13 protein-coding genes and 1 pseudogene are annotated in these 12,928 nt (G+C 46.6%); 3 read left to right on the top strand and 11 right to left on the bottom strand.

Annotated features, from left to right (window positions below):
• Nucleotides 1-81 precede the first annotated feature (81 nt).
• The 10 genes and pseudogenes from MHB56_RS26305 to MHB56_RS26260 form a co-directional block, all read right to left on the bottom strand.
• Entirely contained in the window at nt 82-969 is an 888-nt protein-coding gene (locus MHB56_RS26305) for a PHP domain-containing protein (protein ID WP_341088786.1), read from the bottom strand.
• 72 nt (nt 970-1,041) lie between these two features.
• Nucleotides 1,042-1,494 (bottom strand): annotated as a pseudogene (locus MHB56_RS26300) (GNAT family N-acetyltransferase); the annotation flags it as partial.
• A 23-nt stretch (nt 1,495-1,517) separates the two neighbouring features.
• A complete protein-coding gene (locus tag MHB56_RS26295) occupies nt 1,518-2,417 on the bottom strand; it encodes a selenium metabolism-associated LysR family transcriptional regulator (RefSeq protein WP_076129135.1) in 900 nt (299 codons plus the stop codon).
• Between the two features lie 160 nt (nt 2,418-2,577).
• The gene (locus tag MHB56_RS26290) at nt 2,578-3,015 is read right to left on the bottom strand and encodes a hypothetical protein (RefSeq protein ID WP_076129159.1); all 438 of its coding nucleotides are present in this window, start codon (nt 3,013-3,015) and stop codon (nt 2,578-2,580) included.
• Between the two features lie 164 nt (nt 3,016-3,179).
• Nucleotides 3,180-3,443 (bottom strand): YlbG family protein, encoded by a 264-nt coding sequence (locus tag MHB56_RS26285; protein ID WP_036686170.1) that lies wholly within the window; start codon nt 3,441-3,443, stop codon nt 3,180-3,182.
• Nucleotides 3,444-3,483: 40 nt separating this feature from the next.
• Nucleotides 3,484-3,921: a YlbF family regulator gene (locus MHB56_RS26280; protein ID WP_076129134.1), complete on the bottom strand. Its 438-nt coding sequence runs from the start codon at nt 3,919-3,921 to the stop codon at nt 3,484-3,486.
• A gap of 20 nt (nt 3,922-3,941) precedes the next feature.
• A complete protein-coding gene (locus MHB56_RS26275; protein ID WP_341144187.1) occupies nt 3,942-5,867 on the bottom strand; it encodes a helicase-associated domain-containing protein in 1,926 nt (641 codons plus the stop codon).
• Nucleotides 5,864-7,576 carry a DNA repair helicase XPB gene (locus tag MHB56_RS26270; protein WP_341144186.1) on the bottom strand — a complete coding sequence of 571 codons (1,713 nt, stop codon included), beginning with the start codon at nt 7,574-7,576 and terminating at the stop codon, nt 5,864-5,866. The genes MHB56_RS26275 and MHB56_RS26270 overlap by 4 nt, the downstream gene beginning before the upstream one ends.
• 119 nt (nt 7,577-7,695) lie before the next feature.
• The gene (locus tag MHB56_RS26265; RefSeq protein ID WP_076223876.1) at nt 7,696-8,127 is read right to left on the bottom strand and encodes a CBS domain-containing protein; all 432 of its coding nucleotides are present in this window, start codon (nt 8,125-8,127) and stop codon (nt 7,696-7,698) included.
• Nucleotides 8,128-8,190: 63 nt separating this feature from the next.
• Complete coding sequence (locus tag MHB56_RS26260; RefSeq protein ID WP_341144185.1) at nt 8,191-9,372, bottom strand: M20 family metallopeptidase; 1,182 nt, start codon at nt 9,370-9,372, stop codon at nt 8,191-8,193.
• A gap of 239 nt (nt 9,373-9,611) precedes the next feature.
• On the opposite strand from MHB56_RS26260, the gene MHB56_RS26255 reads away from it, so the two are divergent.
• Both MHB56_RS26255 and ftsW read left to right on the top strand, forming a co-directional pair.
• Nucleotides 9,612-9,959, top strand: coding sequence for a YugN family protein (locus MHB56_RS26255; RefSeq protein ID WP_036686159.1), 348 nt, complete (start codon nt 9,612-9,614; stop codon nt 9,957-9,959).
• Entirely contained in the window at nt 9,956-11,197 is a 1,242-nt protein-coding gene (ftsW, locus tag MHB56_RS26250) for a putative lipid II flippase FtsW (protein WP_081388260.1), read from the top strand. Before MHB56_RS26255 ends, ftsW begins: the two co-directional genes overlap by 4 nt.
• An 88-nt stretch (nt 11,198-11,285) precedes the next feature.
• Here the strand turns inward: ftsW and MHB56_RS26245 are convergent, their stop codons facing one another.
• Complete coding sequence (locus tag MHB56_RS26245) at nt 11,286-11,651, bottom strand: Asp23/Gls24 family envelope stress response protein (RefSeq protein ID WP_019911482.1); 366 nt, start codon at nt 11,649-11,651, stop codon at nt 11,286-11,288.
• A 153-nt stretch (nt 11,652-11,804) separates the two neighbouring features.
• Between MHB56_RS26245 and cax the strand changes: the two genes are divergently transcribed.
• The gene (gene cax, locus MHB56_RS26240; protein WP_036686157.1) at nt 11,805-12,875 is read left to right on the top strand and encodes a calcium/proton exchanger; all 1,071 of its coding nucleotides are present in this window, start codon (nt 11,805-11,807) and stop codon (nt 12,873-12,875) included.
• The last annotated feature ends 53 nt before the right edge of the window (nt 12,876-12,928 follow it).

Genomic DNA, 12,928 nt, shown 5'->3' with positions numbered 1-12,928 from the left:
GATATAAAGAAACCTCCAGCTGCAGATGTTGAACATCTAAGGCTGGAGGTTTTTATAATTCGCTCCGCAAATCGACTAATTTCATGCCTTCTTGTTTAAAAACTTCAGTACTTCTGTAGAAACCGTAACACTGCCGATATCCCCGTGAAAAATTACGCCTTGACGGGCACCATGAAAGTCAGAACCTCCGGTTATTAACAGATTATAATCCTCAGCCATAACTTGATAACGTTCTTCTTCCGCAGGTCCATGATCAGAGTGATAGACCTCAATCCCTTTAAAAGCGCCTTGCTCCAGAATATCTCGCACCAGAAGGTCATCCCCGTACAAGCCCGGGTGGGCTAATACTGGAGACCCTCCTGCCTCAATGATCCACTCGCAAGCTTCCTCCGGTGTGATTCTGGGAGGTGACACATAGGCTGCTGCATCCTCGGCCAAATACTTGTTGAAGGCATCTCTCATATCGGTAGCTGCCCCAAGCCGAACCAGCTCGTCGGCAATATGTGGCCGGCCGATGCTTTCGTCAGGCTTCAATTCCCGCCCGATCCCCGCTATAACCTGTTCCAAGGTAATCGCAATCCCAAGGTCTTGCAGCTTGGTAATTATCGCTTCATTCCTAAGTGCCCGGGTATCTCTTAGCCCTTCCAAACGTGAGAGAAATTGTTCATTCTCAGGATCAACATAATAGCCCAGCACATGAATGTCTTTGCCACCAGCACGCGTACTGATCTCTACACCAGGCACAACGGTTATTCCGTACTTCTCTCCTGCTTCACAGGCTTCCTTCACGCCAGCTACTGTATCATGATCCGTAATGGCAACAGCGCTTAGCCCCTTCTCCTTAGCAAGCCGTACATTCTCCGCTGGCGGCTGCATGCCGTCAGAGGCTTGAGTATGGGTATGGAGGTCGCATACATCCTTAGCAGATAGGTTACCTGCATTCTCCCACTCTTCCCGCAGAATCCCCATTTTTATGGCATCATAGTATTCTCCTCGCACGATTCGTGCTTTACGGACGCGAGCTTCCTCCACCATGCCACATTTCGCTGCCAACCCGATCATTCTTTTATTCCCTGACCAGGTGCCTATTCCAAGACGGACTGTATCAAGAGAATTAAATAAATAATCTATCCACATCTTAAACGCTTCCGTACCGTAACCACCTGACCAATAACTAGAATCAAAGATTACTATACCAATCTCCATCCAGTTGGTTTCTTGCGATATCCAGTAGCGCCCTACTTTGCCCTTTACCTTGCCGTCTATTTCTATGATCAACAGGTTACGCGGGGTTTCCGTCTCAACTAACGCCAAATGACCTATGTAGTCCTCGGTAAACTTTTCGAATCTTTGATGTGCCAGAGATTTATAGGGACCATCCCATTTCAAGTGTTCACGGTCTTCAGCTTCATGATAGTGATAATAAAGCTTCTGAAAATCAGCCTCTGTAATATCGCGCAATACTAGCTTTTCTCCACGTAGAACAATTGACATTGTAATATCCCCCGCTTTAACTATCAGATTTGATTCGAATGCTCACGCAAATAAGTCAGGAAGGTTACTGCAGAAATTGGCAGCAGTGTTGATTTTAGATGAATAGCGTAGAATTGTCTTTTAAAAGAGGCATCGGAGATATTCACAATTTTCAACAGTCCCAGCGCAACTTCATGCTTAACCGAAGAGGTCGATATGATCGTTATGCCAAGACCTGCTTCCACCGCTGATTTCACAGCTCCCGTACTTCCAAGCTCCATCACGATCTTCATAGTTCCCGGATCAAGTCCCTTGGAGAACAGCTGCTCCTCCATCACACGCCGCGTTCCTGAGCCCTGCTCACGCAATACAAAAGGATGCTGAAGCACTTGCTCCAAGGTAACCTCTTGCTGCTCCGCAAGTGGATGATCATGTGGCACGATCAACTTCAGTTCATCCCCCATCACGGGCTCGATCTCCATGTCCGGATGTGTGACCGGGGCTTCAATTAAACCAAAATTCAGTTGATGCTTGAGGATTTCCTCCATAATTTGCGAGGTATTCATCACTTTCATCATAATTGAAATGTTAGGATATTGCTTTCCGAAAGGGCCTAACAGCCGTGGCAGCACATATTCTCCTATCGTAAGACTCGCCCCAAGCTGCAGCCGCCCCTCCAGCATATGTGTGAATGCTGACATCGCTTGATCCGTCTCACGCATCAGCTGAATACTGCGCAGCGCGTATGGCATCAGGGTGTGCCCTGCTTCGGAGAGTACGATTTTTTTGGTGGAACGGTTAAACAATTTGGTGCCAAAATAATCCTCCAGTGCCTGTACCTGCATGGTCACAGCTGGTTGAGTCATATGTAAAGTCTGCGCCGCCGCCGAGAAGCTTCCCCGCTCGGAGACCGTATAAAAAATATGCAGCTGATGAAAGTTCATGCTTCGCAACTCCTTATATTACAAAAAGAACGTCCTTTAAAGACGACAATCGTTTCTCGTAGAAACTTAAGAATATTATAATCGTGCTGTATATAAATTCTTATATTTTTAAAAAGGACATGCAGACTCGCCGCATGCCTCTTGCCCGTTTCTTTATAGACTATTTGCGTCTTCGTTTCTTCTTCGACAGCTTTGTGCGGTGAGAATTACGCAGCAGTGAAAAATAGGTCTTTAAATCTCTCAACTGTGGCATCTCCGAGATTCTCCCAAGAAACGAAACGATGATCATAGAATATAATGGCTGGCCTGAGAGATCTCTCTCACCTGTCAATTCCGTAAACTCAGCGATTACTACAGAGTCATCGTCAATTAAATATGCGTTATAATCACTGCTTGAAAAGGGCTTGATCCGATTCTGCATTAGGCACTGCCACATCCATGCAGCGACCTCTTCGGCATTGCTTGCACCATTGCTGATGCGGTCCATATAACGGCTCTTCGCATGATTGGTTATAACGATATCGGCGACCCTGTAATCGTTCAGCATGATGTGGAAGGGCTCATAAGTGCTGGGCCAATCCGTCCCCTTGTTGCGCATCATCATCACACTCCACCATAAGGGTCTTAGTATGCACTTAATGTTGTCATCTTACCTCATTGCCGAAAGTTGTACAAGTTTCTACCGTCGAGAGTAATGGCGTTTTTTTGTAAATAAGCATAAAAAAAACAGGCGCTGTTTAAGCGCCTGTTTATCTCCTGGAATCACATACTGTAATTACGGGACTTGTCCGGTCCATTACTAGTATACTCTGTCTTAATTTCGTTACGATAAGATCTTTCAATCTTTCGCACATAGGAGAGTCTGCGGACATTCTTCATAACTTCCTCGGCCCGTTCTGCATTTACATACATAACTGCATAATGCATTTTCCGAGAAACATAATGTAATGTTCCGTATTTCTCAAGGTTACGTGCCGCTTTAACGTCACTTACCCAAATGATGTATCCTGTCCGTTCCGCAAACATAAGCTAAACCGCCTTTCTCTCTCTAAATCCTAAGGGAAGCTTATCCGCAGGAGCATTTTCCCCCGCTGCCGCATCCACCTTTAGGGGAAGGATCATTACTTGGTACTTTAATGCTATCGGATACTGAAAAAGCAATCGCTTCCGACATGGAATGCAGAATGTCGTCAAGGGTCTTCTCTGCCAGCTTGAAACGAACAACTTCTTCGAACCGCTCCAGTTCCGCTTCTACTGCCGAAACCTCATCCTTTGCTGAATGATAATTCGGGTGGAAATGTCCGAATCGCTGTGTTTCTTCAAACAACTCCTTCTTAGTCTGAAGTCGTTTGACCATGGCCTGAATTTCGGGGTTCGTATCAACCCGTCCTTTCCAGTATAAGTAATCCGACACCTCGGCGGATTGATTAATCATATCGCCTAATTCATAGGCGTATGTCAGCACTTCAGCCATATCGACCGTATTTATTTCAGCTACGCTCATGAACTCAGCTCTTTTCTTCGTTAATGATCTACCGATTCAGTAGACTTTTCTATCATACCATAATCACTCGCTTGAGCAGAAGAGGAATTTCTTCGTCCTTTGGGAATAACTAACTTCATTTCCTTCCAGTCTTCCGGAGTGAGCTCTATATCTTCAACCGTTTCACCATCGTGATAGAGCAGCTGTCCGGAAACTCTCCATGGATTTCCGCTTATGCGGGAAGGGATAAAATCTAACATCTGATCTTTTAGTGCAAAACGCACTTTGACTCCCCATCTTAACCCTTGCTCCATCACCTTTTGTGCAGTCGAGCTATGATAATGCCGCCATTCTTTGCTCCAGATCTGCGGTACATTTTCTCCACCGAAGAGAATCTCCTCCTCTTGTTCAGGAGCAATAACCGGCAGGTTAAGAAAAGGATTCCCTTTGGACAGCAATCCTAGTTCTACATTCAGCTCTGGAAGAACATACGTTGCCTCGGGGTTTCCTGTTTCATGAGGAAACCAACTCCACCCTACGTTTGGATCCTCCCCTTGTCCTCCAATGATTCTGGAAGGCGCTAGCCCCGCGGAGTACAGTTCTTTTCGTATCTGTTCCATGTATTCCGGGTCCACTATGAAATGTAAAGGACCGATACGTTCAAGATTCTCCTGTAAACGCGGGTGAGCTGCGATAGCAGCTCCATCGGCTTCCGTCTGACAGGTCAAGAGAATTACTTGCGATAGTGAAGTACGGCCAATGCTTTTTGCCCATTGCTCAAGGGACATTTGAACCACCGAAGGAAGCCCGCCCAGAGCATGCTCGCTTATCCAGGAGATGATGTCATTCGGTGACATTCCACGCTCAGCTGCAAGTTCCAACCTCTCTTTCGTCAGCCGGAAGCTCCATATCGTATCACTTTGCTGGAGCTCAGCGCAGCCAGCCAGTGTCCATCGTACAGAAAAGGGGACCTCCGGTGGAACCAGTACCTCGAAATCCGGCTGCACAATAAACTGTTCCTGTGTATCTCCAGACCCAACAGCAGCGAATGATCCCCTCTCAGCAGATAGCATTGGCTTAGCAGCGGTCCAGCGAAAACACAACATGCCCTCAGCGGTTTCTCCCAGTTCACACCAGCCAAAGCCTGTTAAACAACGTAACCAGTTCAAGCTTGACTTCTCAAGCTCATTACGGGCAACGTTACCTGTGAGATTAGAAGCCATCATCCAGTCTAATAGTGCGGGCAGCATTATCCATTTCCCGGGGATAAAATCTGCATTAGAAATTATATAACGAAAATGTTGATCGGCTGGGCCCACGCTTCCAGAGCGATTAATTACAATCCCATAAAGAATGTCACTCATCGTCGCTTCAGGAAGCTGCAGCCAACGATCCAACAGCTCCAGATCAAGCGTGTATCCGGCACTCTGCCTGCGAATAAGTCCAAGACACAGCAGAATATCCACCGTCGCTATGACAGAAAGTGTTTTCTGTTCCTCTAAAAGAGAACCTACGGAGAGCCCTTGCAAATGCTCCTCCCCAAAAGAGAGCTGCGCCGCTAAGCGGTTAAGATGCTTTTTATGAATAATCCCCTTGGCTGTCAGCGGCAACCCTTCCCAAGCGGTGAACAGCAAAGCCCGAAACAAATCTATCGCCAGTCCGGCTCCTGCTTCCATGGTAAGACTCACTAAATGCCCGGAAATGAATTGCGGCTGATATGGGAAAAATTCTTGTTCAATTGCCGGCAGCTGATCAACAGGAATCTGGTACAGCTTTTCGCCTAATATTTTATGCCTTGCAGTTAACAGCCCCTCGCGGCGCAATTCGTTCATTGCAAGCTTTTGCTCAGCACGACAAAGCGCCACAGGGCGCAATCGTTCTTCCTTCCCTTCCTCAAACGGCTGGGCAGCATAAGCTGCACATAATCGCTTTAAGACCTCTAATGCTTCTGTAGACAGCTGGTTCAATGGATGGTTCGCTCCTCTCCACTCGGCATCTTTTTAACGACATATTCATAGCCCTGCTCAGTCAAAAACATCCGGCGGCGCAAAGCGAAATCCTGTTCCCGGCTATCTTCAGATACCAGTGTATAGAAATAGGCTTTATTCTCCCCCGCTTTGGGACGGAGGATTCGACCTAGTCGCTGGGCTTCCTCCTGCCGTGATCCATAAGCTCCCGAGACTTCAATAGCAATTGACGCGTCAGGTAAATTCACCGCGAAATTCGCTACTTTTGACACCACCAGTACCTGTATATCTCCCTCGTTAAAAGCCGCATATAGCTCGTCTCTTTCACGCTGCTTCGTTTTGCCGGTAATTAAAGGCGCCCCGATCCTGTCAGCCAGTTCACTTAACTGGTCGAGATATTGTCCAATAACCAGCACCGAAGAACCTGTATGGACCTTTAGAAGCTTGGCTACAATTTCAGCTTTGGCAGGATTGCATGAAGCCATACGAAATTTTTCTTTTGCCGCCGCGTACATATATTCTTGTTTAAGCTCCGGATTCATGGGCACAATGATCTCTACACATTCCACTTCAGCGATCCAGCCCTGCTGCTCCAGCTCCTTCCAAGGCAAATCGTAGCGTTTCGGTCCGATTAAAGAGAACACATCCCCTTCCTTCCCGTCTTCTCTAACCAAAGTGGCTGTAAGCCCCAGTCGACGTGTAGCCTGAATGTCTGCTGTAGCCCGAAATACAGGCGCTGGAAGCAGGTGAACCTCATCATATATAATCAAGCCCCAATTGCGTTCGTTAAACAGCTTCATATGGAGAAACGGACCGTCTTTGGACGAACGATGCGTTAATATTTGATAGGTGGCAATGGTGACTGGCCGCACTTCTCTTTTTTCACCAGAATATTCCCCCACTGCCTCCCCAGCCAAATCTGTTCGCTCCAGCAATTCATCCATCCATTGCCTTACGGACGTTGTATTTGAAGTTAAAATCAGGGTTTCACATTGGAGACTTTCAAGTACTGCTACTCCTACAATTGTCTTCCCTGCGCCACAAGGCAGCACCACCACACCGCTTCCCCCTTGTCCTTCTGTCCCTTGAAACAGCTGAACGGCCTCCTGCTGATATTCACGTAAGCCAAATGAATCGTTTGCCGAATCAGCCTTGCAGGTATCGAGATTCTCCTTCCAGGTCAAGCTAAGCGCTTGCCCTTCATGATATCCGGCGTAGTCGAGAACTGGATACCCCAATCTCATCAGCTCTTGTTTCAAAAGCCCTCTATTCTCCGCGGGGCACGAGCATTCCAGAGGATTTATTCTCAGTAGACCCAACGCTTTTAGACCTTGTACATCACTCAACTCATTCAAAAGCTCAGGAGCATCCGTTCTTAACATAACGACCTCATTCTGAGTCTCTTGGCCATGAAGAGTCAGCTTTCCATATCTGGACAAAAGAGTTTCAATTTCCTCCTCCAATCCTGTGGGAACACCCCAGCGTGCAAGGTGATGCAGGCTAGTGATAATCTCCTCAGCAGTATAATTAAGCGCAGCTGCATTCCAAAGAGATAAAGGGGTAATTCGGTAGGTATGGTAAGCAGGAGGACTTTTTATCAGCTCCGCGAAGATCCCTAGCTTTTTCCTTGCCACCTCAAAATCCGGATGAGCACATTCCAGTAAAATTGTCCGGTCCCTGCGTACGATGCAAGCTCCTGATCCATTCATAGCTTTTCCTCCCTAGTGTTCAAGTTATTTAAGCTTGCGCTATGTAATTTTGTTTATTTTCATATAACAGGAAAAAGCCCATCCCCGCATAACGGTCATGAGCTTCCCTATCTGACTATTTAATGTAAATGCTGCTGCGAAATATCATGGAGGGCTTCACCAGCTTCATCCGCAAAAATGTCGCGCACAGCCAGATCTCCAATCGACACTACGCCCACCAGCTTCTGGTCACGTGTCACCGCCAGCCTGCGAATTTGACAGCCAGCCATTACCTCTGCAGCCTCATCTACTGAAGTATTCTCCGAGACGGTCTGAATCTCTTTACTCATTACAGTTTCCACTGAGGTTGAACCAGGATGTTTAGCCGCATAACCTCTAATCACGAGATCGCGGTCAGTAATTACGCCGAGCAGTGTCTTATGTTCTTCATTATCAACAACAGGTATAAATCCAGTGTCATAATCTCGCATTTTCACGGCAACTTCATACACATTATCTTGCAGCGTAACCGTTGCAGGCTCCTTCGTCATAACCTCTTTCACTGTTTTCAAGAATGAACCCTCCTAATCATGGTCTCCATGTTATGGGAATAGGTTCTCCTCTATGAAACGAAATTATACGATTGTGTCCTCACGCATACAGGAATTCGCCATAGCAATGAGCAGCTTCATTCCGTGCAGCATGGCATCTTCGTCAAAATCAAATTTGCTATGATGATGTGGATAGTCAGCCTCTTTATCCGGATTTCCGGCACCCACAAACATAAAGCAGCCTGGAATCTCCTTAACATAATAGGCAAAATCCTCAGCTGGCATCAGCTTTTCCATCCGAATCACTTCAACAGATTCTCCTAAAGCCGCTGGGGCCACCTCGAAAAACCGCTGCACTTCACCATCATGATTTACGAGGGGAGGATATCCCATAACGTAATCTATCTTAGCTTCTGCCCCGTAAGCGCTGGCAATAGAAACGGTCATTTCTTCGATTCGCTGGCGTATCAAATGCCGTGTCTCCTCGTCGAATGCCCGTACTGTCCCTGTGATCCGGCATTGCTCGGCAATGACATTCTGGGCGAATCCCCCTTGAATGGTTCCGACACTGAGTACAGCAGGCTCCAGCGGGTTCACAGAGCGGCTTACGATGCTCTGCAGCTGGGTCACCAGCGCCGCTCCCGCCACGATGCTATCAATGGTACGGTTAGGCATGCCGCCGTGTCCGCCTTTGCCAATGATATCTATAAAAAACTCGTCCGCAGACGCCATCAACGGTCCCGGAGCACTCCCTACAGTTCCCATAGGCAATGGAGTCCACAGATGCAGACCATACACTGCATCCGCTCCTTCTAACATGCCTTCGGCAATCATTCCCTGCGCCCCTCCTGGGCATACTTCCTCTGCGGGCTGAAAAAGAAAACGCAGCTCCCCTTCCAGCTTTTCAAGCCGGCTGCTGTAGTAAGAGGCTACACCGAGCAGTATAGAAGTGTGGCCATCATGTCCACAAGCATGCATTACCCCTTCATTTTGCGAAACGTAATCCTTCTTGTTCTCCTCTTTAATAGGTAGGGCATCCATGTCCGCACGAAGAACCACAGTTTTCCCCGGCCGCTTTCCCCGTAGTATGCCAAGCACACCATACCCTGTCCCGCTTTTTCTGACTTCAATTCCGAATTTGGCTAACTTATCAGCTATAAACGCTGACGTTTCCTTTTCATGAAAAGACAACTCCGGATGACGATGCAAATGGCGTCTCCATTCCACGATCTCCGGCATGAGCGAATCAACCGCTAAGCTCTTCATAAGTTCTCCATCCCCTTCTCGATAAACCCGCATCCATAGCAAGCGATAGCAGTCCTGTTCACTTTGTTCCAGCCGCGAACGACTATAATTCTTTTATTGTAGCAGAAACGCAAAAAACTGGGTATTGTTAGGCACTGCCTACTCTTGCACAACCTTTAGAAACATACTATCATGAGGTAGAACATCAGCAATCGGATCAGAAATTCATCATTATACTTCATAAGGGGGATATGCGTGCTATGATTTTTGAGAACACGGGCCTCGTAGGATTGAAGAGTGATCTTCTCTATCTGGACGAGAGTGCCACAAAAGCTGGCTTCATCCGCTGGCAATGGGAATACTATCGTGCCACTTACGACTGCAAAATTGAAGACCCACAGGATGGTGGCGAATACTTCCTACGCATTAACACTCGCGCTGTCGAGGGAAAGCTAGAGAAGTCTGATGCCGTACTTGCAATTGAAGCCGTATACTTAGGAAAAGCAACCTTCCCTCATGGCCTGGAATATGAATCTCCGGTGCCAAAACCAGTATTGGACACTGCTGCTAAGCGGATTCTTGAATTAAAGCAGCTGTTAGAGGCTTGAGTAACAGAAAGGGAACGACGAAACAAAATGTCAGCCTGCCCAAAAGAGGAACACCCGATTTCCAACTACTTATCTTAACACTACTACTTGTGGGTTTCGGTCTAGTCATGGTCTTCAGTGCTAGCTCAAGCTTAACCTTAGCAAGCTCGAAGTTCGGTAATGACCCTCTATATTTCATTAAACGCCAAGTGATCTGGATCGTACTCGGAACCGTTGTTATGTTTATAGCTATGAACATTCACTACAGTAAGTTTAAGAAGTGGTATGTACCTATTTTTATCATCACCGTTATACTTCTGCTCGTGGTAGCCTTCTCTGAAAAAATTAATGGTGCCAAGAGCTGGCTTAGTATCGGAAAACTTGGAATTCAACCCACCGAATTAGCCAAAATATCGATTATCCTGTATATCTCAGCACTCATCACCAAAAAAGGTGAACGGTTTAGAGATTTCCGTACAGGATATATCCCTGTAATGGTTATCGTGGGTATTGTTGCCGGACTTATAATGATGCAGCCGGATTTAGGTTCTTGCCTCATTCTCGTAGCTACCAGCGGACTTGTTATTTATGCCGGTGGTGCCAGCATGAAGCATATTCTGGGCTCTATAGCACTGCTAGTGCTGGGTGTAGGACTAGTTGTAGGCGCCAAAGCAGCGATTGATTCCTTATCTCCATCCGATAAAGCCACTGACACTCAGGATTATAGAAAAGGTCGTATCGTTGCCTTTTTAGATCCTTATCAGGTTGCTGAGGGTGATGGTTATAACATTATTCAATCCTTAACCGCTCTTGGCCAAGGTGGAGTAAGTGGTTCCGGCTTCGGCAAAAGCATTCAAAAGCTGGACTATCTAAAATACCCTTATACGGACTTTATCTTCCCCGTAATTGGTGAAGAGTTCGGCTTTCTTGGGACCTCCATATTTTTGATGTTATATCTGTATTTTATCTGGCGAGGTATTCTAATCGCTTTAAGGTGTAAGGATCCCTTTGGTACGCTCGTCGGAATTGGGATTATGGGCCTCATAGCCATTCAGGCCTTTGTCAATATCGGCGGTGTAACCAATACAATCCCTCTTACCGGCGTTACCTTGCCGTTTATCAGCTACGGGGGCTCTTCACTCCTTGTCAGCATGCTGTGCATGGGAATTATGCTAAGCATCTCAAGAGAAACCAACCTTCCTGCCAAAGAGGAAGTAACGAAATCTGTAACAACGGTTAGACAGGTTCGTTCCCGGTAAGCTTTATAAAGCCGGAGGTTAGGGAATTTACACATAAAAAAGCAGCCCAGGGAATTAACCTTGGACTGCTTTTTTGTGTACAAGTTTTTTAAGAGATTTCATCATTCTTGAAAGCTACGCCTTCAACTTTGACATTTACCTCAACAATATGAAGTCCAGTCATGCTCTCCACAGCTTCACGTACGTTCTGCTGAAGCATCCGGCACACTTCGTGGATCGGTGTTTCATAGAGAACGATAATTCGTAGATCTACTGCTGCTTCCAGCTGTCCTACTTCAACGGTAACGCCCTTCTGAACGTTCTTACCGCTTAGACGTTTCGCCCAGCCTTCTGACAGGCCACCAGACATGGCTGCAATTCCCGGAGTCTCCAAGGCAGCCAAACCGGCAATTTTTGAGACGACGTCATTTGAAATTCGTATATTTCCCATTTCCAGTTGAAGTTGTTCTGCCATGCCATATCCCCCCTACACTCATTATCAATTATTGTAATTCCAAAACAGGCTAAAAAGCAAATCACTTTATCGCTTTCTCGTTTACACCTAGGAACAATTTGGGTATATTGATTATGAATTCAATCTAAATACATAGATAGGAGTGCCTTCACATTGAAAAAATGGATTTCACCATCACTGATGGGTATCGCCTTTATCCTTAGTGCGATCGGCCATTATGCCGATTGGGATCATACCCTGCAGTTCATTCTCTCAGCAATCGCTGTGGTGTTTGTGGCTGGATTTCTCGGCCGGGCCACTGAAAGTGTAGCTCATTATGCCGGACAACGACTGGGCGGCTTCCTAAACGCCACCTTCGGCAATGCTGCTGAGCTAATCATTGCCTTCTTCCTGGTTAAGGAAGGATTGTTCGACATGGTCAAAGCCAGTCTTACCGGTTCTATTATCGGCAACCTGTTGCTTGTTCTAGGATTGAGTATTTTCGCCGGCGGGATGAAGTTCAAAGTTCAGAACTTCAACGTAACCCTTGCCGGAATGAATGGCTCCCTGATGATCGTTGCCGTCATTGCCTTATTTGTTCCCGCTATGTTCTTTACCACCCACTCTATTACGGAGAAGGATACCGATGTGCTCAGTTTAATCGTTGCCGGGCTGCTCATCGCTTCGTACATAGCTTGGCTAATCTTCTCCATGATCACGCATAAGAAACATCTAGAGGACGTTACAGAAGAGGGTAAAGAAGAATTAGCTCATGAACATGCCCCTGCTTGGTCCAAAAACAAATCCATCCTTTATCTCGTGCTTGCCACTGTAATGGTAGCCTTCGTGAGTGAGTGGCTGGTAGGAACGTTAGAGACTTTGACAGAACGTTTCGGATTCAGCGAGCTGTTTGTAGGTGCGTTCCTCGTAGCTATCATCGGTAATGCCGCAGAGCATAGTGCAGCCATTATGCTGGCCATGAAGAACAAAATCGGTGCAGCAGTAGAAATTGCGGTTGGAAGCAGTCTGCAAATCGCCCTGTTCGTAGCACCTGTCCTAATCTTCGCCAGTTATTTCATGGGTGATACAATGGACATAGTTTTTACGACCATCGAAATTGTCGCCATCGGTGTAGCTGTCTTTATTGCCAAATCAATTACTCAGGACGGCTCGACTAACTGGTATGAGGGTCTCTTGTTATTAACGGTCTACCTGATTTTAGGAGTCTCCTTCTATCTCGTATAATCATTATTAACCATTGTACACAACAAAAAGCGCACATGAGCGATTCGTCCTCA

Origin of the sequence: Paenibacillus sp. FSL H8-0315 (genome assembly GCF_038005365.1) — a bacterium.
GTDB lineage: Bacteria > Bacillota > Bacilli > Paenibacillales > Paenibacillaceae > Paenibacillus_AQ > Paenibacillus_AQ odorifer.
This window is presented reverse-complemented; position numbering and strand designations above follow the sequence as displayed.